Source organism: Spirosoma panaciterrae DSM 21099, from assembly GCF_000374025.1.
GTDB classification, from domain to species: Bacteria; Bacteroidota; Bacteroidia; order Cytophagales; family Spirosomataceae; genus Spirosoma; species Spirosoma panaciterrae.
On the sequence record NZ_KB893173.1, the window covers coordinates 420,792 to 446,185 of the forward strand.

The 25,394-nt window shown below is 50.1% G+C and carries 21 protein-coding genes; 6 read left to right on the forward strand and 15 right to left on the reverse strand.

Features of this window, described 5'->3' with window-relative positions; all coding sequences use genetic code 11:
- Positions 1-2: 2 nt before the first annotated feature.
- The 10 genes from B153_RS0105240 to B153_RS0105290 form a co-directional block, all read right to left on the reverse strand.
- Complete coding sequence (locus B153_RS0105240; RefSeq protein WP_020595627.1) at positions 3-1,115, reverse strand: mannonate dehydratase; 1,113 nt, start codon at positions 1,113-1,115, stop codon at positions 3-5.
- 25 nt (positions 1,116-1,140) lie between these two features.
- Positions 1,141-2,001 carry a 2-hydroxy-3-oxopropionate reductase gene (locus B153_RS0105245; protein ID WP_020595628.1) on the reverse strand — a complete coding sequence of 287 codons (861 nt, stop codon included), beginning with the start codon at positions 1,999-2,001 and terminating at the stop codon, positions 1,141-1,143.
- Positions 2,002-2,095: 94 nt separating this feature from the next.
- A complete protein-coding gene (locus B153_RS0105250; RefSeq protein WP_020595629.1) occupies positions 2,096-3,541 on the reverse strand; it encodes a GntP family permease in 1,446 nt (481 codons plus the stop codon).
- A gap of 116 nt (positions 3,542-3,657) precedes the next feature.
- The gene (locus B153_RS0105255; RefSeq protein ID WP_020595630.1) at positions 3,658-4,431 is read right to left on the reverse strand and encodes an HpcH/HpaI aldolase family protein; all 774 of its coding nucleotides are present in this window, start codon (positions 4,429-4,431) and stop codon (positions 3,658-3,660) included.
- A gap of 144 nt (positions 4,432-4,575) precedes the next feature.
- On the reverse strand, positions 4,576-5,247 hold the full coding sequence (gene porG, locus B153_RS0105260; protein ID WP_020595631.1) for a type IX secretion system protein PorG: 672 nt from the start codon (positions 5,245-5,247) through the stop codon (positions 4,576-4,578).
- Between the two features lie 4 nt (positions 5,248-5,251).
- Positions 5,252-6,238 carry a hypothetical protein gene (locus tag B153_RS0105265; protein ID WP_020595632.1) on the reverse strand — a complete coding sequence of 329 codons (987 nt, stop codon included), beginning with the start codon at positions 6,236-6,238 and terminating at the stop codon, positions 5,252-5,254.
- Positions 6,239-6,413: 175 nt separating this feature from the next.
- Positions 6,414-7,292 carry an NAD kinase gene (locus B153_RS0105275; RefSeq protein ID WP_026261920.1) on the reverse strand — a complete coding sequence of 293 codons (879 nt, stop codon included), beginning with the start codon at positions 7,290-7,292 and terminating at the stop codon, positions 6,414-6,416.
- Between the two features lie 73 nt (positions 7,293-7,365).
- A complete protein-coding gene (locus tag B153_RS0105280) occupies positions 7,366-8,034 on the reverse strand; it encodes a CBS domain-containing protein (RefSeq protein WP_020595635.1) in 669 nt (222 codons plus the stop codon).
- Positions 8,035-8,165: 131 nt separating this feature from the next.
- Positions 8,166-8,942, reverse strand: coding sequence for an alpha/beta fold hydrolase (locus B153_RS0105285; RefSeq protein WP_020595636.1), 777 nt, complete (start codon positions 8,940-8,942; stop codon positions 8,166-8,168).
- On the reverse strand, positions 8,926-9,555 hold the full coding sequence (locus tag B153_RS0105290) for an anthranilate synthase component II (protein WP_020595637.1): 630 nt from the start codon (positions 9,553-9,555) through the stop codon (positions 8,926-8,928). The genes B153_RS0105285 and B153_RS0105290 overlap by 17 nt, the downstream gene beginning before the upstream one ends.
- 219 nt (positions 9,556-9,774) lie before the next feature.
- Here B153_RS0105290 and B153_RS0105295 point away from each other — a divergent pair, with 219 nt between their 5' ends.
- Positions 9,775-11,082 (forward strand): NAD(P)/FAD-dependent oxidoreductase, encoded by a 1,308-nt coding sequence (locus B153_RS0105295; protein ID WP_020595638.1) that lies wholly within the window; start codon positions 9,775-9,777, stop codon positions 11,080-11,082.
- 72 nt (positions 11,083-11,154) lie between these two features.
- Here B153_RS0105295 and B153_RS0105300 read toward each other — a convergent pair whose 3' ends face one another.
- Complete coding sequence (locus B153_RS0105300; RefSeq protein WP_020595639.1) at positions 11,155-12,786, reverse strand: carboxylesterase/lipase family protein; 1,632 nt, start codon at positions 12,784-12,786, stop codon at positions 11,155-11,157.
- A 147-nt stretch (positions 12,787-12,933) separates the two neighbouring features.
- On the opposite strand from B153_RS0105300, the gene B153_RS0105305 reads away from it, so the two are divergent.
- Positions 12,934-13,674: an NUDIX hydrolase gene (locus B153_RS0105305; protein ID WP_020595640.1), complete on the forward strand. Its 741-nt coding sequence runs from the start codon at positions 12,934-12,936 to the stop codon at positions 13,672-13,674.
- Positions 13,675-13,745: 71 nt separating this feature from the next.
- Positions 13,746-14,555 (forward strand): hypothetical protein, encoded by an 810-nt coding sequence (locus B153_RS0105310; RefSeq protein ID WP_020595641.1) that lies wholly within the window; start codon positions 13,746-13,748, stop codon positions 14,553-14,555.
- 6 nt (positions 14,556-14,561) lie between these two features.
- Here B153_RS0105310 and B153_RS36505 read toward each other — a convergent pair whose 3' ends face one another.
- From B153_RS36505 to B153_RS0105325, 3 genes are all read right to left on the reverse strand, one after another.
- Positions 14,562-16,505: a peptidoglycan DD-metalloendopeptidase family protein gene (locus B153_RS36505; RefSeq protein ID WP_020595642.1), complete on the reverse strand. Its 1,944-nt coding sequence runs from the start codon at positions 16,503-16,505 to the stop codon at positions 14,562-14,564.
- Positions 16,506-16,619: 114 nt separating this feature from the next.
- On the reverse strand, positions 16,620-18,212 hold the full coding sequence (locus B153_RS0105320; protein WP_020595643.1) for a T9SS type A sorting domain-containing protein: 1,593 nt from the start codon (positions 18,210-18,212) through the stop codon (positions 16,620-16,622).
- An 81-nt stretch (positions 18,213-18,293) separates the two neighbouring features.
- The gene (locus B153_RS0105325) at positions 18,294-19,235 is read right to left on the reverse strand and encodes a hydrogen peroxide-inducible genes activator (RefSeq protein ID WP_020595644.1); all 942 of its coding nucleotides are present in this window, start codon (positions 19,233-19,235) and stop codon (positions 18,294-18,296) included.
- Positions 19,236-19,416: 181 nt separating this feature from the next.
- On the opposite strand from B153_RS0105325, the gene B153_RS0105330 reads away from it, so the two are divergent.
- The 3 genes from B153_RS0105330 (at position 19,417) to B153_RS34670 (ending at position 24,797) form a co-directional block, all read left to right on the forward strand.
- A complete protein-coding gene (locus tag B153_RS0105330; RefSeq protein WP_020595645.1) occupies positions 19,417-20,205 on the forward strand; it encodes a hypothetical protein in 789 nt (262 codons plus the stop codon).
- Between the two features lie 102 nt (positions 20,206-20,307).
- Positions 20,308-21,369: a ferrochelatase gene (hemH, locus tag B153_RS0105335; protein WP_020595646.1), complete on the forward strand. Its 1,062-nt coding sequence runs from the start codon at positions 20,308-20,310 to the stop codon at positions 21,367-21,369.
- A 419-nt stretch (positions 21,370-21,788) separates the two neighbouring features.
- The gene (locus tag B153_RS34670) at positions 21,789-24,797 is read left to right on the forward strand and encodes a S9 family peptidase (protein WP_020595647.1); all 3,009 of its coding nucleotides are present in this window, start codon (positions 21,789-21,791) and stop codon (positions 24,795-24,797) included.
- A 150-nt stretch (positions 24,798-24,947) separates the two neighbouring features.
- Here B153_RS34670 and B153_RS0105345 read toward each other — a convergent pair whose 3' ends face one another.
- Positions 24,948-25,340 carry a DUF1573 domain-containing protein gene (locus tag B153_RS0105345; protein ID WP_020595648.1) on the reverse strand — a complete coding sequence of 131 codons (393 nt, stop codon included), beginning with the start codon at positions 25,338-25,340 and terminating at the stop codon, positions 24,948-24,950.
- Positions 25,341-25,394 lie beyond the last annotated feature (54 nt).

The window sequence follows — 25,394 nt, forward strand, 5'->3', positions numbered from 1 at the left end:
ATTTATACATCATCGGCTACAGTCTGGATCAGTCCCTTGATGTAGCCATAACAGAAGGCAAAGGCCTGCAAACTACTGGCCGGGTCGGCATGGGTGGGCACGTGGTCGGGCATGACCATACCCGAATACCCAACATCGCGCAAGGCTCTGATAACGTGCAGGAAATTCATATCGCCATTATCGGGATACACTTCCTGAAAATTATTCCAGCCCCCCTTGATATTCCGCAAATGCACATTGAAGATCTGATTCCGTTCGCCCACCCATTTAATGATCGGCATAATCTCCGTTTTCGGATCATTCAGTCCTTCGGCAATGGAGCCAATACAGAAGTTAAAGCCATGGTATTCGCTATCGTACAGCTTGGCAAACCGTTGAATACCTTCAAATACGTTGGGGCTATTCCAGCGGGTAATGCCCCGGTACCCGGCAGGCGTAGGCGGGTCGGCAATGTGGTTGGCCAGTTTTACCTTGTACTCTTTCGCAACGGGCAGGAGCCGATCCAGCAAATAGGTGATGCGCTCGAACATTTGATCAATCGACACATCCCCAGCTATCGTTTTGGGGTTATTCTGTTTTAGGGCTGCGTCATAGTTCCAGGTGCTGTATTCTGCATTACCCCGCTTCGGATCAAGAGTTCTCCCAGTCCGCAATACGGGCAGAATCGTCGTGTTGTAATTCAGCACCTTGATGCCCGTTTTACCCGCCACTTCAATCATCTGCTGGAGAATCGCGATCTCCCGATCGCGTTCCGGGCTTTTGCCGAGCATGATATTTGGGTATTGAGCCCGGTCGATACCTGACGATTCGAGTGGAAAGTGGTAGGCATCGAGACTAATGCCGTATTTCTCGCAGGCTTCTTTCTTCGCCAGTGAGTCCGCCAGATCCCAGCCTTTACCCGGAATCGTTTTGGGCGCTCCACCATCCAGATTATAAACACCATGCCGGGCCTTAAATTCCAGATTCTCCTTCGAGGTGCCTCCCGACTGACACCCCACTTTCATCAGCACTTTCTTCGGTTTGCGTAGCGGATCTGCCTGGGCCGATTTAGGTCCCAATGCCGCTGGGCTTACCGCACCTACGGTCATGACCCGAATAAAATCCTGACGATTCATGGTTAGTGAGGGTTTGAAAATAGTTCTACTCTTCCAGCAACAACAGCAACGAGCTATGGTCTAACTCCCCATTTCCCTTATTGACGGCGGCTTCCATCTGCTCGGCTACCAGTGCTGTGCCTTTCAATGGAACCGAAAATTCTTCGCCCGTTTGCAGGGCGATACCCATATCTTTTTTGTGCAGCTTGATTTTGAAACCGGGCTTAAAATTCCGGTCGATCATGCGCTTGCCGTGAAGGTCGAGAATTCGGCTTTGGGCAAATCCACCCAACAGCACCTCCCGCATCTTTTCGAGATTAACTCCCGCTTTCGACGCCAGCGCAAACGCTTCCACAACTGCCTGGATGGTAATACCCACAATCATCTGATTACACGCCTTTGTGGTTTGCCCCGCACCGGGTTCGCCAATATGAACAATGTTTTTGCCCATCGCCTGAAACAAAGGCAACGCCCGATTAAAAGCCGATTCGCTTCCACCAACCATAATGGACAATGAAGCCGATTCCGCCCCTACCTGCCCGCCCGATACGGGTGCATCCAGAGCCTCTACGCCTTTAGCCTGCATGGATTGATAAATGCCCCGAGCAGTAGCCGGCGCAATCGTCGACATATCAATAAACAAAGCTCCCGACTGAATACCGGCCAAAACCCCTTCCGGTCCATTCACTACCTGATCGACATCGGGCGAATCGGGCAACATGGTGATGATTACGTCTGAATGCCCGGCAAGTGCTTTGCTCGTCGGGTGCGTCTGCGCCCCAGCCTCTACCAGTTCGGGAGCAGCTTTGCTTCCCTCCAGAACAGCTACCGGATAACCGGCTTTCAGCAAATTCAGGGCCATCGGTTTGCCCATAATCCCCAATCCAATAAATCCTATTTTATCCATATTAAAGAGTGAAAGAGTGAATGAGCGAAAGAGTGATTGAGTGAACGAGTTAAGGTTTTAGTGATAGCAATTCGCTCTTTCACTCTTTCGCTCTTTATATTAGCGGAAACAATTGTGCGGCAATCATGATGACGACAAGACCTGTCAGCCCCATGACTACCAGCAGGGGTGAAATTGTTTTTAATGCCTCCTGCTCGGTAAGATTACTGAGTTTGCAAACGATCCAGAATCCCGCGTCGTTCATCCACGGAACCAGTTTTGAACCACATCCAATAGCCAGCCCCAGATAGAGTGGATGAAACCCCAGGCTGGCATTACTGGCCATCCCCGACAGAATGCCCGAAGCGGTGATTAAGGCTACCGTTGCTGAGCCCTGCGCCGTCCGCACAACGGCGGCAATAAAGAATGCCATCGGAATCAGGGCCATCTGATAGTCTTTGGTCATATCGGCAATGCGGGCACTGATACCCGTTTGTTGCAACATGCCCCCAAAAGCGCCACCGGCCGCCGTAATCAGAATAATACCTCCCCCGCTCATAAGGGCTGCCTGCACAAAGGGAGTCAACCCTTCTTTACCGCTTTTCTTTTGTCGGGCCAGTATCAGTAAGGCAACAATGCCCCCCGAAACCACAGCGATATTTTTGTCCCCAACGAATTTGATCAGGCGGATTAACGTCAACAAAAAGGGCGATTCGGTTAAGGGAACACCGGGCGTAGCCATAGCCGTAATGGCCGTGTCGGCACAGATAAAAACAAGCGGAATAAGAACGGGCAACAACGATACACCCAGACCCGGCAGTTGTTTATCGTCTTTAGCGGCAATGGCTTTAATATCGTCCAGCCGGGCATCCATGGCATCGCGTAGGGGCGTAGGCCATTTCCTGTTTGCCCAGAGCGCAAATAAATAACCACTCGTGATGGTCATGAGCCCTACAATTGTCCCACCAATCATCATCATGCCAATCGGGATATGCATTTCGCCTACCAGAAACAAGGGCCCCGGTGCTGGCGGAACCAATGAGTTTGCCATGGCCGCACCAGCCATAATACACAGTACCAGCAGCAGGTAGTTTTTTCCAATTCGTAAGGTCATGGCTTTCGCCAGCGGCATCATCAGAAAAATAACCGTGTCAAAAAAAACTGGGATCCCGATGAAAAAACTACTTACCAGAAAGGCTATGGGTGCCCGATCAACGCCCGTGACGCGGAGCATCGACCGGATGATCCGTTCGGCGGCTCCGCTTTCGAGCATGCATTTGCCGATAATAGCGGCCATGGCAATGAGGATACCGATTTTTCCGCAGGTAGCGCCGAACTCGGTGGCTATACGTTCCCCAATGTTCTTTTTTGCCAGAGCGGCAGCGGCTGCCGGGGCCGTTCCTTTGGCGATAGCAAACTGTTCAATGGCCGATGCGGGGGTCATCAACGCAACGACAAAAGCGCCCAGCAAAAGCGCCAGAAAAGGATGTAGTTTCAGGCCAATGATCCCACCGACCACGATTACGACACCAACAGCTAAGATCAATAAAGGGTCTGTCATTCAGGAAGCGTTTAGGAATGGGAGCAATGTACTTTCTGGCTTAGGCTATACCCTTGTTCGTTGACTTACGCTTCCTCACGTTCGCATGAGTCAATTGAAATCTATACCCTAAAAACCTATTTATGAATTGAGCGAAACGAGTCCAGTTTTTTGGCCAGGTTTCGGGCGCCATCGGCCACAAACGTAGCATCGGCTCCACAGGCAATCAGCCGGATTCCTAAATCGTGATAGTGCTGGTAATCATCGGGGTTAAAAAAGAGAATCCCCGTGGCTTTGCCCGCTTTTTGGGCTGCGTCGACGGTAGCTTTTACAGCGTCCTTAAAACGAGGATGATTGAACTGACCAAAAATCCCTAACTCCATCGACAGGTCGGCCGGGCCAATGAACAACACGTCAACCCCTTCGATACTGGCTACTTCGTCGAGGTGATTCAGCACGTCAACGGTTTCGATCTGAACGACGCCCAGAATCGTTTCCTGCGCCTGCTGGTAATACTGGTCAAATTGTTGGGCAAATCCCGTTGCCCGCACCATTTTGGCGACTCCCCGATTCCCGAAAGGCGGGTAATGCAGACCGCTCACAACCTTTCGGGCATCGTCTGGAATACCTATTTTGGGGCACATGATACCTTCCGCTCCCATATCCAGCACCCGGTGAATTCGCTGACTTTCGGCACTTTCGACCCGTACAATAGCGCCAGCCGATGTGTGTTCAAGCGCCTGCAACTGATACAGTACATCTTTTTCCGAGCCAGCGCCATGTTCCAGATCAATCAGTACCCAGTCGAAACCGGCCTGCCCGACAATCTCTGCCGTGAGAGAACTTCCCAGATTTAACCAACATCCGTTCAGGGTTTCTCCCTGGCGAAGTCGTTTCTTCAAATCTTTCATAACACGTAAAGACATTGGAAATGAAGCTTTACTTCCCATTTCCGCAGATTCGTGCCAGAAGCCAATCAGGGGGTGAATTTACAGACGATTTTATGAAGAAATAGACTGCTACTGGTAAACGCCAGCGCCAATGCAACTGCCTTTTTATGGGCAAACAATTTTATAAAATGTGTAGCTAACGGTTATCGCTGTATAGGTATAGCTATCGGTCAATGAGGGATTTCCCTGCGTTGTTTTGGTGAGTGCCTTCCCAAATGTTAAATCACCCAGGCCATCCAGATAGTCATTCCGGGTAAATCGGGTTCCAAATTCCAGGCCAATACTCCACGGGCGCTTTATCTCATACTTAACCCCGACTCCCAAAGGGTAGGTCATTACTCCCCCGATCCGAATAACGTCGTTATTAAATTTACATACCCCGATTCCGCCAAACACATACGGCGTCCAGTTTTTGGCCTTTGGCGCGGGCTTGTAATTCAGGAAGTTATATTCTACATCCAGAAATAATTCGTTGATATTGGTATTGAACGAAAAATTACGAGCCTGCTGGAATGCATTTTTGCTATACTGGTCTTCTCCACGAAGTTTCCCAATCGACCCGCCAAACCGCATCGAAAACGACCGGCTCACATTATACCGTAAAAAACCGCCTATAGCCGGGCTGATAAAGCGCGGATTTAACGCAGGCGTTACATCACTTTTACAGAGCATTCCGCCCAGGCTCCCGCCAATCTCAAATTTCTGAGCCTGTACACTAAGGCTGATAAAAAGCCCGACTAGTACCAGTCGGGCCGTATTTATAGCATATCGGAGCATAAACCTATTTGACGGGTGGGCACTTGATTTTACCCGGAATGACATATTGTATTGAGAAATGCGTCAGCACGTACCCATCTCTGGGAATTTTGTCAGCTCCTCCCCCTCGGGCCGATGTAGAAAAAAACTCAGGCTTCGTCTGAAGGAGTTGTTGAAGAGCAGGATCGCGTGCTTGATTTACCCGGGCGGCATCCGGTTCATTCCGTCGATCAGCCATAATAGAGGCCAGGCCCTGCAAAGCATCAGGATTGGCGTAGGAATCCCCCACATCGTCCAGATAATTACTGAATGTCATTCGATAGCTGATCTCAGCACCAATATTAAAACTTTCATTGAGTTTAAAGCGAGCGCCCAATCCGACCGGAACGGCTCCAGTTACCAGTGAATACGGCTTCCGATATCCGGGCTGCCCTTGCCCTTCTGTATGTAAGGGCTGGAGTTTCACCCACGTACCGGGCGTATACTGCTGACTCGAACTGTAACTCGCTGTTGGCGTTATGGCTTCAGGGCTATGGGCTACCAATGCCAGACCGGCAAACAGATACGGAACAATTTTGGGTCGTACATCGGAATTGCGCCCTTCCGGGATAAGGTTATAAATACCCGTAACCGAAAACTCCTTTACATCATTCCGAAAATGCAGGTTCCGTACGTATTGAAGCGCATATTTTTCCGGATTGCTTTTGCTAAACGTGTAGTCATCGCCCACAAGACGAACCCATGTAAACATGGCACGGGCGGCAAAACGAGGTGTAAAATAGCGTGTGTACCCTATGCCCGCGTTCCAGCGAGGTAAGGTGAATAACGACTTCCACGGAACACTATATGGGTTCAACTCCCCAAAGTAGGTCGATGTCCCGGCACCAAGTGATACAGCCGAATACGGAGCGAAATGTGGATTAGGCCGTCGCTGAGCCGAAAGTTCTGTCGTAAAGCCTACCAGCAAACACACTGCCGTAACGCCTGTTACCAACTGCCTGTAGTTAATCATAAGTTTCTAAATACATGAATCAACCGTGGCTGATCCCCAAAAGCCAGCCATTTCCGAAACGGCCAGCCAGACACTTTTATTGGCATTCTACCGTAAAAATTATGCCACAAATGGCAATTCGGATGGCTAAAAAAAATAAAACTTGTTGTGTATCACCAATCGCTGGTCTGGTGCGTTAGTTACGAATATCCCAGCCCCAGTTGAGTTTACTCCGAAGCGTATTCAGGAAATTATCGTCTTTCAGTTTAACCAGACGTGCCTTAAAGGCTTCCTTCTGAAGGCTGATCCGAACCGAAGTTTCTACCGTATACGAACGCGAGTCCAGAGCCGCCAGGAAGTTTCCGCTCCGGCTTTCTACCTCGAAGGCTAGCTGACAGGTATCCATCACAATCATGGGTCGGACATTCAGATTGTGCGGGCTAATGGGCGTGATGATAAGGCTATCTGTGTGAGGGAGCAATACAGGCCCTCCGCAGCTTAACGAATACCCTGTTGAGCCCGACGGCGTCGATACAATCAACCCATCGGCCCAGTATGAATTCAGGAATTCGCCATCCAGGTAGGTATGCACCGTTATCATCGACGATGTCTGGGTGCGGGTTATTGTAAAATCGTTCAGACCAAACGGCAGATTCCCGAATATATCCTGACTGGACCGCACACTCACCAGCGTTCGTTCGTCAATACTATACTGTTCATTAAAAAGGGCATCGATCATCAACCGGACCGACGCCGGGGCAACCGTAGCCAGAAAACCTAACCGACCGATGTTGATACCTACAATGGGAATTTGCCGGGCTCCTACATGGGTAACGGCATCCAGCAGTGTCCCGTCGCCCCCCAGACTAAAGATAAAATCGGCATCGAGTACACCGCCCTCTTCAACGGTATAGGTATCCTGGCTGTAGTGCGCCACACCGGCATTATCCAGAAACTCACGATAGCCTCGCGATATGATTACTTCAGCCTGACGTCGGGCCAGTTCCTCAAACATGGACTGGATATACGGGCGAGCTGATTCGGGAAAGTTGCGCCCGTGGATGGCGATTTTCATAAAAAAGGTGAAGGGCAAAGGGCAGGGGTCGAAGAGCATAGCTTATGCCCCCTACCCTTCGCCCTTTGCTAATTTACGTATTTAAATACCGAAGCAACGAATCAAGACGTTCCTGGTCAATGCTTTCGACCGGAGCGTTGGCAAAGGCGGCTTCGATATGATAACCAAAGCGTTCGAGCGTGGAGATGACGGGAGTGATATCACGCCGATTCAGTTTCATAGTCAACCGGGATCGGTCGGGCATCCCATAGGCTGCGCTTGAAAAATAACTGCTAATAATTTTGACGTTATTGGATTCGATCAGGCGGCTAATCTCCGACATGGAATAATCCCGTTCGTTGAGATTCAGAATCAGGATAGCGCCAACATCCTGCACGCCCAATTCCTGAGCAAACTGTTTGAGCAACTCATTGACCGAGATGGTGCCAATAAACTCCCGCCCTTCGTTCAGAACCGCGATTATTTCCATCTGATGCTGAAGCACCAGACCCAGGATTTCGTACAAATGTTGATCTTCCAGTACATACATCTGCTCAAACAGCCGCATGACTCCCCCCACAGGTTGCTCGTCGTCACCAGCATCCAGTAGTAATTCTTCACTTACAATCCCTCGGTATTCGCCCTCACTGGTCAGAACAAGTTGCCCGACGCGGTGTTCCTGCATCCAGTCGAGCGCCCGGGCAACCGAATCGGTCGGTTTCAGGGCTGGAAGCATTGGATCTATTAGTTCGGCAGCCAGCATATACGTTGCGTGTAGTGTTTTAACAGAAAACTGTTGCCAGAAAACTACAGAAAAACTTCCATAGTTCAAATTTTGATCGATTGGTGAAGCCGTTAATTAGGCAATCGCCACTTTACGAATCGGCCGGATCATTATTCCACCAGTTCACCAACGAAGTGTCGGGCAAGCCAGCTATCCAGCAATTCGTTGAATCGATCGGGGCACTCCATCATGGGTGCATGGCAGCACTTATCGATAAAGTACAATTCTGAATGCTCAATCAGCCGATTAAACTCATGGCCAACCTCCGCCGGAGTAATGGTATCGTTCAGGCCCCATACCAATAACGTTGGCACCTGAATTTTGTGCAGATCTTTGGCTACATTGTTCCGTTGTGCCGACTTGGCAATCGCCACAATGCTCATACACTTAGGAATACTGCTCGTAATTTCGAATACCTCATCAATCAACTCTTTGGAGGCTACTTTGGGGTCGTAGAATGTATACGCTACTCGTTCGGCAATGTAATCATAACTTCCCCGTTTCGGGAAGGAGCCTCCCATTCCATTCTCGAACAAACCCGAACTACCCGTCAGCACAAGGCCGCGGACCTGATCAGGATTTTTGAATGTATATAAAATAGCCAAATGGCCTCCTAACGAATTGCCCAGCAAGGTCAGATTGTGCAGGTCTTTCTGAGCCACGAATTTCTCGATAAAGGCAACCAGCCCCTCTAAACTAGCCTGACGAAGTGGCATCTCATAAATCGGCAACAAAGGAATCACGATCCGATAACGCCCCGAAAAGGTAGTAATTACACTATCCCAATTGCTAAGCGCCCCAAACAGGCCGTGCAACAGCAGCAATACGTCTCCTTCTCCTTCATCAACAAATCGAAACCCGGCTTCTTCTTTAATAGTATAGCTCATTGTACTGGCTGGTTAAGGCTGTGATAAAATCTGTTTTTCTATAATTAACTGTTAAAAAGTCGGTCCAGTTTTTGATAAGCTGTAATCCATATTGGGTCAAAGCGGCTTCGGGGTGAAACTGGATTCCCCAGATAGGCAACGCATGATGTCGCATAGCCATGATCTCATTCTGTTCCGTAAGAGCCGTTGTCACCAGCGCATCCGGCATGTTGGTTAAGACGAGCGAGTGATACCGAGTCACATCAAATGTTTCGGGCATCTTCTGCCAGAGCACATCGTTCGTGAGCGTTCGAATGGTCGATACTTTACCATGCATCGGGCGTTGGGCAGGCTTTAGCTCAGCACCAAAATATTGACCAATGGCCTGATGCCCCAAACAAACCCCCAGCATAGGAACCCGCTGATGAAAATACTGAATAAGGCCCATCAACGAGCCTGACTCACTGGGGACACCTGGGCCGGGCGATAAGACAACGGCATCAACCGGGCCCTCTGTCAATCGTTCCCACGATTCGTTGTTCCGAACCACACGACAGGTGGCTCCAGCCTGTTGCAAATAATCAACCAGCATGTAGGTAAACGAATCGAAATTATCAACAACCAATAGATTCATGTGTATATAACCCAGGAAGCTGCCGCAAAATTAACGTTTTCTAAAAAAAAGCAAGAACCATTAAATAATATCATTTGATTATCAGCTTGTTATATTTTTATTAAATTTGAAATATCCAATTTTTATTAAAAAAGTACCACAACAAAAGGTCGTATTGACCATTCAGTATGTTCAGCCATTAACTTTGACCGTTATTTTAGCGCTAAATACGATTTCACCATGTCAATTGATTCATCAGATACTGAATCGCCTGTTATTATTGTCGGTGCCGGAATCGCAGGGCTGACCTGTGCGGTGTATTTGAAACAAGCCGGTATCCATGCGCTCGTGCTGGAGGCCAGCGATGGCGTTGGCGGACGCATACGCACCGATCAGGTCGATGGGTTTCAACTAGACAGAGGATTTCAAATCCTGCTAACCGCTTATCCTGAAGCACAGCGGTTGCTCAATTATTCGGCACTCAATCTGCAATCTTTCCGATCAGGAGCGCTCATTCACGACCAGAATCAGTGGCTTACGCTGGTCAATCCACTTCAAGAGCCAACGGCTGTATTTCAAACGCTGGCTTCATCTGTAGGCACAATCGGCGATAAACTACGTATTGCCGAACTGATGCGTCGAACACAGGGGTCATCGACCGATGAATTATTCCAGCAGAAGCCCAGCACAACCCGGTCGTTTCTGCGGGAGTTTGGGTTTTCGGATCAGATCATCGAGCGCTTTTTCCGACCATTTTTTGGCGGGGTTTTTCTGGAAGATGCCCTATCGACCTCAAGCAACTTTTTTGAGTTCTGTTTTCATATGTTTTTCAAAGGCGAAGCTGCCGTTCCGGCCAACGGGATGGGGGCAATCCCGGCACAGCTCGCCGAACGGCTGCTACCCGGCCAAATCTGGCTGAATCGCCCGGTCGAACAAGTTAATGGGAATACCGTGCGGCTAGTCGATGGAAAAACGCTGACGGCTAAAGCAATCGTACTGGCTGTTGATGGTGCTCAGGCGGCTGCGCTTTATAGCGGGTCAGACCGGGAGAACGGCAAGCCTTTCCAGCCGGCTTTCAATCAGACAACCTGTACCTATTTTTCGGCGCCTAAATCTCCGAGCCCAGTGAATGCCAAAAAACTTCTGATGCTGAATACGCAGGCCCATTCGGTCGTACATCATCTTGCCGTTATGAGTGATGTAGCGCCTACCTACGCCCCGGAAGGTCATAGCCTGATTTCGGTAAGTACGCAAAATCTACCCAACCTAGCCCCTATAGACCACACTACGCTGGCCAGCCAGATTCAGCAGGAATTAAGCGGCTGGTTTGGCGATGAGGTACAACACTGGAAGCATGTACGAACGTATACCATTCCTGACGCTTTACCAGCTTACAATCCCGAACAGGCAGGTGAGAACGTACTTCGGCAACCGCTTCAACTGATCGAGCATCTGTATCAGTGTGGCGATCATACCGCTTATCCATCCATCAATGCGGCCATGCAAACAGGTCGGGAAGTTGCCGAGATGATTACCCATCGCTTGTAGTCATTCTACAGAAAACAAAGCGTCCCGAAAACCTGGAGCTTTCGGGACGCTTTGTTTTCAACGACTTTCGTTCTATTGCTTCGTGCTTAGCTGATCCAGCAACACATAACGGGCCCGATTCTGCTCCGTTTCGCCGTGGGTATTTACATCAATACGCATCACCGGAACAGCCTTATCGCTGGTAACAGGTGCCCATTTGGGTAAGCCTGGTCCATTGGGATTCCCGGTTTTGATAAAGTTGGCAAAGTAGTTCTGCATCACTTCCGACACCTTATAATCGTCGGGGGTCCAGGCATACACTTTATTGCTGGCCAGATTTCCCATAGCATACTCAATTTCGGCTGAGTGAACTGCTCCACGAGCCGGTGGCATTTTCATAGCTGCGGCATCGCCCCCTTTTACAACACCACCAGCCAGTCCAGGAGCCGCATCGCCCATAGCTGCCGTCATGGCCGGGCGCGGACGAGCATACATGTAGCGATACACGGCTTTACCACCCCCTGTTTTGGCCTGGAGGTCGGACCACCGCCAGGTGCTGTAGCCAATAAACCGATCACTGGCCAGGTCGGTAGCCACTTGCATTACCTGTTCGTCAGAGCTGGCCGGGTATACTTTCAGCACCTCGTCGGCCTGCTCTTTGTAAAGCTTCTTGACGGCATTGGTATAATTTTCAACCGTTGGCTTTTCCTGTCCCATTACGGCGCGGTAGTTCATTTCTTCCGAATTCCAGCCAACCAGCAAAGGCACATGTGCCTGTTCACCAGCCGCGTACAGCTCCGCCGGAGCTTTCGGAAAGAAGTACCCATCGATAGCCGACGTGAACCAGGGGACACCGGGTTTAGCCGTTGCTTCCAGCAGTTTTTCGGCCGACATCGCCCGTAATTCGGCCAATGAGTTAGCTCCTGCACCCGTCGCAAACTTAACCCCCATTTCTTCAGCCGCCGATAAGGTCGACGGTGGCAAAGTACCAAGCAACGAGCCACTTTCACCAATCGCCCCTGCAATCAGGTTTTTCGACAAAGGCGACACCATCTGGGCACTTACCGATACTGAACCTGCCGACTCCCCTGCAATGGTTACTTTCTTTGGATCGCCCCCAAATGCGGCAATATTTTGCTGTACCCAGCGAAGGGCTGCTGTCTGGTCCAGGTACCCGTAATTGCTGGATGCATGATGGGGAGACTCTTTGGTCAGTTCGGGGTGTGCCATGAACCCGAAAACGCCCAGGCGGTAATTTACGGTAAGAGCAACGATGCCCTTTTTAGCCATGCTCTCGCCATCATACCGGGCCTCTGAACCGTCGCCAGCAACAAAACCGCCCCCGTAGAAATAGACCAGTACAGGTAGTTTTTCGTTCGACGACTTGGCGGGTGTCCATACATTAAGGTATAAACAGTCTTCGCTCATACCATCCGACCGGAATCCCATATCGCCAAAAATAGCGCGTTGCATGGCACGTGGCCCAAAATGATCGGTTTTACGCACACCCTGCCAGTTCTTAACAGGCTGGGGCTCTTTCCAGCGCAAATCACCGACCGGGGGTTGTGCAAACGGAATGCCTTTAAATGCACGAATACCGCTGGCTTCCGTAACGCCCTCTACCATCCCATTCGCGGTCCTGATCTGCGGACCTGCTGTCGACTGTGCCACAGCCTGGTAGGCCAGTTGGGTTGTCAGAAGCGAAAGCACTAAAAAGGTTTTCATTTGAAGTCAATTAAGGATTTTATGTATTATTGTCACAATTTGTTACAATAATAAAAACTGGCTCCGATACTACCAAAGTTTTTGTTACTTGCCGTCAACGAAGTGCTGTCAAAGCGATGTTTTGACCGAAGAAAAATTACGAACCGTATGCGTGAGCGATTACATCCCGAAGAAATACAGGCCGATGGTGCAGGTTTTTTGCCCAGTCTGGCTATCGACACCGTTATTTTTGGGTTTCATGAAGGCCAGCTAAAGATTCTGCTTCTGGAATACAAGAACACCAACTGGTTAGCCTTGCCGGGTGGTTTCGTCCGGGAAACGGAGAATTTGAATGATGCAGCCCGGCGCGTACTTGCCGAACGAACCAGCCTACAGGGTATTTATCTGGAGCAGTTTTATACGTTTGGCGACCTCGACCGCTACGATCCCACTCCCCTAAGGGCCATTATGTCGGCGCATGGCCTCAACTACTCCGATCATCACTGGCTGCTCCGTCGCTTCGTTTCGGTCGGGTACTATGCTTTGGTCGACTTCACGAAAGCCGTACCCGTACCCGATCTGCTGGCCGACCGCTGCGACTGGTACGACCTGGCCAACCTGCCGCCTTTGATGCAAGACCACCAGAAAATTGTTCAGAAAGCGCTGGACACTTTACGGATTGAACTGGACCGGAAACTGATCGGCTTCAACCTACTCTCCGAAACCTTTACTATGGCTGATTTACAGCGACTTTACGAAACCATTTTAGGGCAGAAACTACATCGATCGGGATTCCAGCGAAAGATGCTCAGTCTGGAGATTCTGGAACGGCTCGACAAACAATACAGTGGAGGAGCCCACAAAGCACCTTATCTTTACCGATTCGCTTTCGATAAAAAGCCGGAATAATCATGCACTGATGGCTGCGCAGCTTCCGACGAAGAACCTGTTCAGATCACCCCGGCCAACTGTAAACTTCCATGCCAGCAAACGTCTTTGTTCGTTATGGTCTGCTCGTACTAATTGCACTGCCAATTGGTTTTTTGCTGCTTAACCCTCAGATTCTCCGCTCTGTATGGATTGAAAAATCCGGCAACTTCCAGGCAGCCCAAGGTATGCCCAACGTATATATCGGTCGGTCGGCTACACCACAGCAACGCTCCGCGTTTCGTACGTATGTTGGTCAGGCCCGGAATCGCATCCGGCGTTTTTGGGGAAGTCAGCAAGTGCGGGCCATTCTGATTTACTGCCCTACTCAGCCCGACTATGAGCAGTATTGCGCCGGGGGCGAAGGAGCAGGTTGTAGCCTGGGCACGCCATGGGGTAGTGCGTATTTGATCCTCGGACCCGATGGGAATGATGTCGATGTCATTGCGCATGAACTGTGTCACGACGAATTGTTTGTCCGGCTGGGTTGGTGGCGGGTAAAGCGCCAGATACCGCAATGGTTCAACGAAGGGCTGGCGCTTATGGTCGATTATCGATATAGTCACCCTGCAATCTGGGAACGCCCCGATCAGCCAGAAACGACTTTTTCGAGACCAGATCATGAGCCTACCAGACCCTACACCCATCATCCGATGCTAAAACTTTCGGAACTGGAAACGACCCGTGACTTCTTTGGAAGCGATTACAACCATACCATGTTGGCCTATCAGATAGCGGCTGATGAAGTAGCCCGCTGGCTGTCGCGCGTAGGCCGGCGAAACGTACCCGCACTGACCACTGCCGTGGCATCAGGAGAATCGTTCAGAAAAGCCTACCAGCGCATCGAAAAACAGAGCCATTAAATCAGGCTACCATTTTAGAATGCGCCGGGTAGTTTTTCGATCGCCAATCTGGATGTGCAGCAGGTAGGTTCCTGGCGGATACGCATCGAGTTGAATCGTAGACGCTGCCTGCCGGGTTTCACGCACCTGTACGGGGCGCCCGTTTACCTCCGTCAACGTTAACAAGGCTATCTGGCCTGGAGCTAAGCCATTGATCTGAACGGTTACCGCATGGGTTGCCGGAACGGGATATACATCTACATCAGCCATTGGCGAAGGATCGTCGACGCCAAGCAGTGGGGCAACAACCACGAAAACGCTCCTGGTAACCACCCCACCTTTTCCACACACATTATTCACGTCTACCAATTGATAAGCTGTTGATTTAAGAGGCTTTACCTGAACCAAATAGGGATTGACCGTGGCAATCAGGGAAACCACAGCCCCTGGTCCATTGGCGGTACTATCCCGATAGCTGAAATTCCAGGGAGCTGCCCCGGTAAACGTAACCGATAGGCTGGCCGGTTGGCCTTCGTAAACCGTTTGGTTACCCGTAAGCGAAGCCGTTGGTAGAAGGGCTGGTAATGCCGTAACGGCAACAGTATTCGAAACGCCCCCCGTCAATTCGGCCGTATACGTACCCGACTCCCGGACAACGATCGCCTGGTCCGTACGTTTACTGAGTACAACCCCGTCTTTTTTCCAGACATACTGATTGGCTTCAATATTGGCCGTCAGCGTAACACTATCGCCTGTACAGAACGTCGTTTTCCCCGAAGGTGTAATCTGAACCACTGATTGGAGATCTTTGGCCACAAAAAACGATTGCTCATACACTTTTCCATTGAACGTGGTCCGAAATTTCCATTGCCCGTCGGGGGCATCGGCTGGGATCGTCGCATAGATATACCAGTAAAAGTTGGTAAACGTAGATGAGCTTTTATCCTGAAAGGTGGTAAAGCGTTGTCCATTGGGTTGAAATACATCGAACTGGACTGGATCGCCAGTCTCCAGTTCACGCCCGAAAGCGTAAAAATAGAACCGTTGACCTGGTTGGGCGACGAGGACTTCATTGGTCACATTGGCCGAGCCGGGGCAAACGCCCATCACAGGCTGGACCAGATGAACACTCAGCCGATTAAGCATCTTATCTTTATACAGGGGCTGTTCTTTCCACCAGGCATCGGTAATGGTTTTATTGCAGGCGCCCTGAAATGGATCGATCAGCTTTCCCTGTGCATTGTACACCTCAAAATGCAGGTGGGGCCCCGACGACCGGCCCGAACTGCCGACAAAGCCCAGAAACTCCCCCTCCTCAACGCGCTGACCAATGCTTTTACTGGTTAGGGACTGCTTTTTCAGGTGCCCATACCAGGCCACCGAGCCGTCATCATGCCGGATATAAACAGCGTTCCAGTCGCTGGTGGCACTACTAAACGAACCACAACTCTGATCGTCGTTGCCGTCACTTTTCGAAATAATCAGGCCCGGCGCGGCCGCTACTACCTTCACGTACTCGCCCGCCATAACCGACCAGTTGAATGGCCAGAGCGAAATGTCCGTTCCCTGATGCTGGTAGCCACTTTTCTGATCATAGGTCCGGTTGCCACAGTTGTAATCCAGATTGGAAGTGGTATACTGGTTTACATCATCGGGGCCGAGAGCCGGGTTTAGATCCACATAATTGGAGATGGTCCAGAACCCATAAGGCGCCTGGCTTTTTGCCCAACGTAACGGAAACGTAAAAACAGGATGCGTTGCCGCTCTTCGGGCTCCATTTTTCGTCAATAATGCCAGTTTAGTCTGAAGCATCTGCTGAATATCCGCATGCTGCTGCGAAGTCAGACACGGTTGCCGATCCGGGCCAACGCCAACCAGCCGGCTCCCCACCAAAGCCGTTTGCGCCAGTAGGGTTTGTTTGCCCGCTAAAAGTAAAAGAAGCCATAAGACCGTATGTAGAGTTTTACCCATAGAATCGTCAGCAGAGTAGTTTGCAAGCTAGTATTTTCTACAATAGGCTTCCTGACTTTTGACTATATGGTAATTCGTTGCAGCAAAACCACGAAACGACTTTACCGCTCTTTGTCAGTGCTTTACAATTCGTTTCGTGGTTTTGCGATCACCAACCTGTACGTGTAGCAGATAGGTTCCGGGTGGGGTCTTATCCAGTGGCATAGACACTGAGGTCTGTCGACTTTCCAGCTTAGTAAGCGAATGGCCCGTCAGATCGGTCAATTCCAGAATGGCGGTTTGGGTAGGCGGTAAATCCCGGATATGCACACGTACGGAGGCTGTTACTGGAATTGGATAGACCTCGATTGCATCGGCCAGCGAGTTATCTTCTATGCCCAATACTGGACTGACAGCGACGACCGTCAGCCGATTGTTTACAGCGCCCTCCCCACATTCATTACTTACGGACAAGAGTCTATAAGCAGTCGTTTGCCTGGGACTTACCCGAAGCCAATACGGATTGGCATCAGTCGTGACCGAGCTACTTTTCTCGGCCCCAGCGCTAGTACTGTCACGGTAGGCAAATGTCCAGGGAGCGTTTCCTGTAAATACGACTGACAAACTGGCGGGTTGCCCTTCCAGTATGTTCTGATCGCCAGTCAGTGCAGCCGTTGCCAATGGCTTGATCGAAACGGTCAGGCGTGTATTCAATGATCCATAGTTAGCACATCCTCGGGTTGGGTCGATGGGGACCAATGCCATTTCATACGTTTGGCAAACCATCGCCGTTGTCTTCGGAATTGGCGGGGTCGTGGATTGAACCGTATCGGGCAATAGGCGATAAACAACCTGGTAATTCGGCGGAGGAGCAATGTGTCCATTTACGTTCAACGGGTCGGGCTGGCTATTCAGGCAGTAGGCCATCGTTCCGTAGTAGGTTGGGGGCCAGTTTGGCGGCTCAATGTCATAAGCCTTTCCATTAGTGGGGAAAGGCCCCGTCGTTGGTCTGTATAAAATCCGCAGTTTGGTTTTCACTTTTTCACTCTCACACCCATTGACCGACTGCGCAACATAATAAACCGTTTCCTTTACCGGATAGCTGTAGTTCGTGTTACCGAGGTAGGGTTTTGGAATAAAAAACGCCTGATGTTCTGCATCGTTGGCCCTATCACTTGGGCGCACAAAAACCTGATTTTCGTTATAAAGCATAGCATTGGCTCCCGAAACAACCGTTGTCGAAATAATCGAAATAAGGTCTCCACTTGGCAACACACGCTGGCAGTCCAGCACAAGACTATCGACGGTTGGTGGGGCGGGCCGCGCTTTAACCGTCAGGATTGTTGGGCTGGGATTGCCCATGATCGGTGGATTTTTTGATATGACCCGAATCCGATAAGTAGCCCCAATGGGTGTAGTAGCCGGGATTACAGCCCGGTACGTCACTTCATACCGCCCGGAAGCCGATACCAGCGACGAGGGAATTTCGCTGTATACAAGCCCATCTGCTGAAAGCTCAACCGATAAGGAATTGCTGCCAAACGTCCGAAAGGCTATAATATCGATGGACGCACCCGCACAGACCGATGTTACGGGCAAAGGCTGCGTGTCCAGTACTTCCTGGGCATAGCCATAATGGCAGATGAAAACCAGTAGGCTGAAAAATCGGATACAACGGCCCTGTTTTACCCGCAAAGCTGTGCCATACCCACGTAAACATAGAGTCATACCAGAAGAAGCCAAGGGGTCAGGGTTTGTTCCGCAACAGCATTCTACGACTAACCAAAGCTAAAATCCGAAAAGGCCGGTTTATTTTAAGCGAACGGTTTTGCCCACCTTTACCGAACCAACCAACGTATCGGGCAGATGGTCCAGTATTTCGGACTTAAATGCATTGATCAGCTTTCGTTTCAAAAAACTGCGGTGCATCACCAGACTCACTTCACGAACGGGCTGGGGTGTTTCGAAGGGCCGGAGCCGGGCACACCGGGTAGCATCCAGATCGAGCGTAGCCAGATAAGGCAGTAAGGTAAAACCGCCCTGCTTGTCGATCAGTTTAATTAGCGTTTCGAGCGATCCCGTTTCGTAACGCAGGGGCGTTCCTCCTGTAGACTGTCGATCGGCGCCACACAAGTTCATTACCTGATTTCGAAAGCAATGCCCTTCGGTCAGTAGCCAAAGGCCATCGGCCTGTAAATCTTCCGAACGAATAGACGTCCCGTTCAATAACGGATTTGACTCAGCTGCATACAACACAAAAGGCTCCTGAAATAGGGGCATTTCGGTAATGCCGTTCTCAGCCAATGGCGTAACCACCAGCCCCACGTCAATCAGTCCATTACGGAGCCGTTCAATAACCTGCTCCGTGACCAATTCCTGTATCTGCACCGATACAGCCGGATACTTCTGAATAAAACTTCCAATAAAGTAAGGCAGCAGATAGGGCGCCAGCGTAGGAATGATGCCAATTCGAAAATCACCCCGAATATCATCTTTCGATTCACTGACAATTTCAGGAATTCGACGGGCAGCCCGCAACACATCCCGCGCCTGTGCCAGAATCGCCTGCCCGGTTTCGGTAGGTACTACGGGTTGCTTCGAGCGGTCGAACACCAATACGCCCAGTTCGTCTTCCAGCTTCTGGATTTGCATACTCAGGGTAGGCTGCGTAACATGGCAGGCTTCGGCGGCCGTAGCAAAATGTCGGTAGGTATCAACGGCAACAATATAATCAAGTTGAGAAAGCGTCATGGAATATGGATTATGTATGGTATAGGATGTATGATGTATAGGAAAAATATCATACATCATGCATCCTTTAGCATACATAATCCATCCTATACCATACTTAAATAACAAATCTAAAGCTTCTCAAACCAAAAGAAACCGTCCTTGTTCTATTTTTGCGGGTAAAATCCTCACTAACTAACCTATGAAAGCACTTATCCTTGCCTGGTTGCTCGTTGGCTTCACTGGCTTTATGACGCTGGCTCAATCGCCGAAGTCGATCAATCCTCCGCTCCCTGGTTTTGACCTGGCGGGCTCGGATGCGCGTGCGGTTCAGATCGCCGATGAAGTTATGGCAGCTATGGGAGGCCGACCTGCCTGGGACGACACCCAACTGATTGCCTGGAATTTCAATGGCCTCCGCAAATTCGTATGGGATAAATATTCCGGAAATGTTCGGATCGACAATGTACTCGACGACCAGACTATTTTGCTGAATATCAATAGCGACAAGGGCCGGGTTTACCGAAATGGAGAAGAATTGACCGAACCCGACTCGGTAATGAAGTACGTTCGACAGGGCAAACGTAACTGGCTGAACGACTCCTATTGGCTGCTTATGCCCTTTAAGCTCAAAGATGCTGGAGCCACACTCAAATATCTGGGCACCGAAACCACTCAGGCGGGCAAAGCGGCTGATATTTTACAGATTACTTACAAAACCAACAACCTGGCACCCGGTGTACGTCATAAGATCTGGATCGATAAAAAAACCCGCCTGGTGAGTCAGTGGGCTCAGTTTGGCAAATTAACAGATAAGCAACCTCTTTTTGTAGTTCCCTGGGACGACTATCAGCAACATGGCGACATTTTACTGGCCAGCGAACGAGGTAGTCATGACCTTTCGGACATCATGGTGTTTACGGGCTTGCCCGGCGAGGTCTTCAGCGATTTCACCCGTACCGATTTAAGCCGCTATCACGAAGCAAAGTAAGTCGATGCGCTTCGGTTTATACAACGTATAGCGATTCCAGTACGATTCATCCATCATAAACCGACAATAAACTTACCGCTTCAAATTTCTGTTAGCCTTTTCATGAACCTTTCTGTTGAAACGTCTCCTACTTCAGTCCGAAAATCAATAGGCAAAACGGGCGTCCTACTGGTTAACCTGGGTACACCCGATAGCCCCTCTGTGCCTGATGTTCGTAAATACCTGCGTGAATTTCTGATGGATGGTCGTGTTATCGACATTCCGTTTGCCTCACGTTTTATGCTGGTCAATGGCATCATTGCCCCATTTCGTGCGCCCAAATCAGCCAAAGTCTATAAAGAACTCTGGACCGAGTCGGGCTCACCTCTGAAATATTATGGTCAGATCGTTGAGCGAGAGCTTCAGAAGGAACTGGGCACCGACTACGTTGTCAAATTGGCCATGCGCTACCAGAGTCCCAGCATCGAAGCGGGGCTGAAGGCGTTCCAGCAAGAGGGGCTTTCCGAACTCATCATTATTCCATTTTTCCCCCAATACGCTTCAGCCACAACGGGTTCTATTTATGAACTGGTTATGGATTTACTGAAAAGCTGGGAAGTGATTCCTGCCATTCGGTTCGTCAATCGGTTTCTGGAGCATCCGAAGTTTATTGAAGGCTTCGCCCAGATTGCCCGGAAGCATATGGAAGCCTACGACTACGATTACTTCCTGTTCAGTTATCACGGTCTGCCCGAACGCCAGATTTATAAAGGAGACATTACAAAACGAGTTTGTCAGTTGGGCGAATGCTGCAATACCCTTCATGCACTCAACCAGCACTGCTACCGGGCGCAATGCTTCGAAACGACCCGTTTGATCGTTAAGGCACTGGGTATTCCCGAAGGTCGCTACACAACCAGCTTTCAGTCAAGATTAGGCAAAGATCCCTGGATACAACCTTACACCGATGATATCATTAAAGGACTCCCCGGCAAAGGGATTAAAAGTGTGCTGGCATTCTCGCCCGCTTTTGTAGCTGACTGCCTGGAAACAACCATTGAAGTGGGGGTAGAATACAAAGAGTTGTTCGAACAATCGGGAGGCCAGCACTGGCAACTGGTCGAAAGCCTGAACGACAGCCCCCTCTGGATCGAAACACTGGTTGATCTGGTCAAAACCGCCTAACCGTTTACCCGATCGAGCCCCCTAATCAAAAAAACAAGCCCGCTCTTTTTACAAGAAGCGGGCTTTTCATTACGGCAGATACAGTACTGAAATGACAAGGGGCAATTCATTGTTGCAGGTATAATAATCGTATAGATTCCTATTTACAGCAATACATTATATCCCTTATACCGACCCTCAGTCCGTATATGCTTTATCATTGAACAATCTTCATTCAATAATGTTTTGACAGGCCAATTATTTTTTGATCAGTATCTACCCACTTACGAACGGGTGCAAGTCGCACTAATGTAATGGATCAATCTGGTAGTTATCGAAGTAGAAACAGAACGAATCGTATAATCAATGATACTTCCGCCATTTATCCGCATAAACTCGCAGATTTTTAGTAGTTTAGTACGTCTTAACTTTCCTCCCAAATGACACGCTTCACTCAACTTTTTCTCTGTTTTCTATTTTCGGTACCTCTTTTTGGTCAAATTCAAAAACGCCCCCTCAACGCTTCCGACTATGATCGGTGGCAAAGCGTTCGGGCCGAAAAGATTTCGTCCGATGGTCATTGGATTTCTTATCAGATTGACCGTCAGGAAGGGGATGGGCGGCTGGAAGTAGCCAGTAGTACGGGAGGCAACCAGCCCCGGTATCGTTTCGCTCGCGGCTATATGGCTCAGTTTACCCCCGACAGCAAGTATCTGGTTATGCGGATCAAAGCACCCGCTGCCGATACCCGTAAGGCCAAACTCAAGAAAAAGAAACCCGACGAGATGCCGAAGGATAGCCTGGTGGCTCTGAATCTGGCTACGGGTAAATCGATCCGTTTCGCCAATGTGAAATCGTATACGTTTGGCAAGGATGGCGGCTCGTGGCTGGCTGTAGTGCAGGAACGTAAAGACGAACCGTCGCGACCTGCCTCTCGGGCAACCACCCAGACCGCGAAAGACACCCTGCTCCCCTCCGCCCCCGTTTCGACCACAACGGTTGCCACACGTCGCGGCCCGTCAAAACGCCCCAAAGGTGACGACCTAACCCTGCTGAACCTGGCCGATGGCTCCCGTAAAACCTTCCGCTATGTATCGAACGTAGCCATTTCGGATAATGGTCAGAAAGTTTTCTACAGCAAGGAGTCAGCGATTGATAGCCTGAAAGCTAGCGACCCTGCGGTGCCGGGTGTATTTCTGTTCAATACCGCCAATGGGCAAACCATGTTGGTAGATACCAGTTCCAAAAAGAAGATTTACAAGGGGTTGGCCATCGACAAAACAGGTGATCAGCTAGCCTGGATGGCCTCGGCCGACAGCGCGGGAGCCGACGTAAAAGTATTTACACTGTATTACAAAAACGTTGCGGCATCGCCTGCCCCTAAAGGCAAAAAAGCGAAATCCGTTGAGGCCGAATTGCCATACCGGGTAATGGCCGATACAACCCTGAAAGCACTACCGAAAGGCTGGTCGGTCAATGAATTTCGGGAGCCAAAGTTTGCTGAGGACGGGAAGCGACTCTATTTCTCCACGTCGCCCATTCCGCCCAAGCCTACAAAAGACACCCTGACGCCCGACGATGAAAAAGTAAAAATGGACATCTGGACCTGGACCGATACGCGCCTGCAACCCATGCAGCAACGGCGGCTTAAGGAAGAAAAAGAACGCGGATTTCTGACAATGGCCGATTTAACCACCGGAAAAGTTACGATGCTGGCCAATCGTGAAATACCGACTGTTGCGTTCGACCCCAAAGTCAATTCGCGGTATCTACTGGGATTGAGCGACTTACCCTACCAGGTTCAGGCTTCCTGGGACCCTGGCCATACCGACCTTTATTTGATTGATACGCAAACGGGCGAAAAGAAACGCATTGCCAACGATGCTATGGCATCGCAGCCTAAATTGTCGCCAGGAGGCCAGTACGCTTACTGGTTCGATGAGCGGGACTCGCTTTGGCGGGCCTGGTCCATCGCCGAAAACAAACGCATTGACCTGACGCGCGGTTTGCCCAGCAAGTTCTTCGATGAGGAACACGATACACCCAACCTTCCGGGTGCTTACGGATCGGCTGGCTGGACCACTGGCGACCGCTATCTGTGGCTCTACGACCGCTACGACATCTGGCAGGTAGATCCAACAGGGCGCGAGAAACCAACTAATCTCACCGCAGGCTGGGGCCGTAAAAATGGCGTTCGACTCCGGTATGCCGATCTGGGTGAAGATGATTCATCGGGGCCAGGATTTGGTCGGTCAGCGCCCGAAAAAGCCATCGACCCCAAAGCGGAAGTTTTCTTTACCGGTATCTGGGAAAGTGATAAGTCGACGGGGATTTTGAAGAGTAAAAATGGCCTAACCGCCACAGACCCCACAACCCTAACCCGTAGTAACCATCGGTATTTCGGTTTGAATAAAGCCAAAAATGCCTCAACGATGACCTTCTATCGGGGCAACTTCCAGGAACCGATCAACCTTTTCCAGACGGATAGCACCCTGGCGAATCCCGTTCAACTAACCCGCGTCAATCCGCAGCAGGATAGTATTCGCTGGGGCAGTGTTGAACTGGTAAGCTGGTTAGGTACCAACGGGGTTAAACTGGAAGGCTTGTTGTACAAACCCGAAGGCTTCGATCCGAAAAAGAAGTACCCTATGCTTACGTACTTCTACGAACGGAATGCCGAAACCCTGAATGATTACAAAGCGCCTGCTCCAAGTCGCTCTACCATCAACGTGGCTTACTGTGTTTCGAATGGCTATCTGGTTTTCATTCCAGACATCGTATACACGACGGGGCAGCCAGGTCCTAATGCCTACGACTGTATTGTACCGGGTGTGTTGAGCCTGATCGACAAAGGATTCGTGGATCGCGATCGGCTGGGTATTCAGGGGCAAAGCTGGGGAGGTTATCAAACGGCCTATATCATTACCCGTACCAATCTGTTTCGGGCAGCAGAGGCCGGTGCTCCCGTAGCCAACATGACTTCAGCCTATGGGGGTATTCGCTGGGAGACGGGTATTGTCCGTCAGTTTCAGTATGAGAAAACCCAGAGCCGGATTGGTGGAACACTCTGGGACAAGCCCATGAATTATATCGAGAACTCGCCCCTTTTCTTCGCCAATCGCATTCAGACGCCCCTCATGATGACGCATAACGATGCCGATGGTGCTGTGCCCTGGTACCAGGGAATTGAGTTTTACTCGGCCCTCCGTCGGTTGAATAAGCCCGTCTGGATGCTGGTCTACAATGGTGAAGGCCATAACCTGACGCAACGTCATAATGCCAAAGATCTGAGTATTCGCCTGTACCAATTCTTCGATTATTACCTCAAAGATGCGCCTATGCCGCTCTGGATGAAAGAAGGGCGCACAGCCGTTGAGAAAGATAGGGGTGAAATGAAGTATGGTCTGGCCGTGGAACCACAGCAACTATCAAGTGGCGGATCAAACTAGACGGTCTGCAAGTAACTGAAAAGTCCAACGCCTGATTGAATTCCATTTAGAACGGTTCGCCTTCGCGGTTTGAGCACGATAACTCTAACGTGGTCAAAATGCAGTTGATTTAGACAGTAAGAGCCGGATCAACGTCCGGCTCTTACTGGTTTACTGGGCTGATACAGCTTCTTTTACCACTTCGCCTTTAAAATACAGAACCACCGTTCCCCCTTCGGCATTCGACTCTACAGTTACCGACTTATTGAAGGCCCCCATGGCAGCCGCATTATACGTCGCTTTAATGATACCTGCCTGTCCGGGCATAACTGGCGCTTTCGGATAGTCTACCCCTGTGCAACCACAAGACCCCTGCGCCCGGTTGATGACGAGAGGTAATTCACCTTTATTGGTAAAGGCAAATTCAACCGTTACGGGTTTTCCCTGCGGAATACGTCCGAAATCATGGGTGGCGTTTTTCCAGTTGAACAACGCAGCCGGTACGGTCATCGCCATGGAGGCTGCCAGTAATAAAAACGAGCCAAAAAACAGGAGACGTTTCATAGAAAATTGGTTTAATAGGATTTGTTATGTACTGCCCACTCAGGCAACATTGCA

Bases quoted from the DNA above. Each gene is read 5' to 3' on its own strand.
- B153_RS0105240 (WP_020595627.1), bottom strand. From the start codon at position 1,115: ATGAATCGTCAGGATTTTATTCGGGTCATGACCGTAGGTGCGGTAAGC.
- B153_RS0105245 (WP_020595628.1), bottom strand. From the start codon at position 2,001: ATGGATAAAATAGGATTTATTGGATTGGGGATTATGGGCAAACCGATG.
- B153_RS0105250 (WP_020595629.1), bottom strand. From the start codon at position 3,541: ATGACAGACCCTTTATTGATCTTAGCTGTTGGTGTCGTAATCGTGGTC.
- B153_RS0105255 (WP_020595630.1), bottom strand. From the start codon at position 4,431: ATGAAAGATTTGAAGAAACGACTTCGCCAGGGAGAAACCCTGAACGGA.
- porG (WP_020595631.1), bottom strand. From the start codon at position 5,247: ATGCTCCGATATGCTATAAATACGGCCCGACTGGTACTAGTCGGGCTT.
- B153_RS0105265 (WP_020595632.1), bottom strand. From the start codon at position 6,238: ATGATTAACTACAGGCAGTTGGTAACAGGCGTTACGGCAGTGTGTTTG.
- B153_RS0105275 (WP_026261920.1), bottom strand. From the start codon at position 7,292: ATGAAAATCGCCATCCACGGGCGCAACTTTCCCGAATCAGCTCGCCCG.
- B153_RS0105280 (WP_020595635.1), bottom strand. From the start codon at position 8,034: ATGCTGGCTGCCGAACTAATAGATCCAATGCTTCCAGCCCTGAAACCG.
- B153_RS0105285 (WP_020595636.1), bottom strand. From the start codon at position 8,942: ATGAGCTATACTATTAAAGAAGAAGCCGGGTTTCGATTTGTTGATGAA.
- B153_RS0105290 (WP_020595637.1), bottom strand. From the start codon at position 9,555: ATGAATCTATTGGTTGTTGATAATTTCGATTCGTTTACCTACATGCTG.
- B153_RS0105295 (WP_020595638.1), top strand. From the start codon at position 9,775: ATGTCAATTGATTCATCAGATACTGAATCGCCTGTTATTATTGTCGGT.
- B153_RS0105300 (WP_020595639.1), bottom strand. From the start codon at position 12,786: ATGAAAACCTTTTTAGTGCTTTCGCTTCTGACAACCCAACTGGCCTAC.
- B153_RS0105305 (WP_020595640.1), top strand. From the start codon at position 12,934: ATGCGTGAGCGATTACATCCCGAAGAAATACAGGCCGATGGTGCAGGT.
- B153_RS0105310 (WP_020595641.1), top strand. From the start codon at position 13,746: ATGCCAGCAAACGTCTTTGTTCGTTATGGTCTGCTCGTACTAATTGCA.
- B153_RS36505 (WP_020595642.1), bottom strand. From the start codon at position 16,505: ATGGGTAAAACTCTACATACGGTCTTATGGCTTCTTTTACTTTTAGCG.
- B153_RS0105320 (WP_020595643.1), bottom strand. From the start codon at position 18,212: ATGACTCTATGTTTACGTGGGTATGGCACAGCTTTGCGGGTAAAACAG.
- B153_RS0105325 (WP_020595644.1), bottom strand. From the start codon at position 19,235: ATGACGCTTTCTCAACTTGATTATATTGTTGCCGTTGATACCTACCGA.
- B153_RS0105330 (WP_020595645.1), top strand. From the start codon at position 19,417: ATGAAAGCACTTATCCTTGCCTGGTTGCTCGTTGGCTTCACTGGCTTT.
- hemH (WP_020595646.1), top strand. From the start codon at position 20,308: ATGAACCTTTCTGTTGAAACGTCTCCTACTTCAGTCCGAAAATCAATA.
- B153_RS34670 (WP_020595647.1), top strand. From the start codon at position 21,789: ATGACACGCTTCACTCAACTTTTTCTCTGTTTTCTATTTTCGGTACCT.
- B153_RS0105345 (WP_020595648.1), bottom strand. From the start codon at position 25,340: ATGAAACGTCTCCTGTTTTTTGGCTCGTTTTTATTACTGGCAGCCTCC.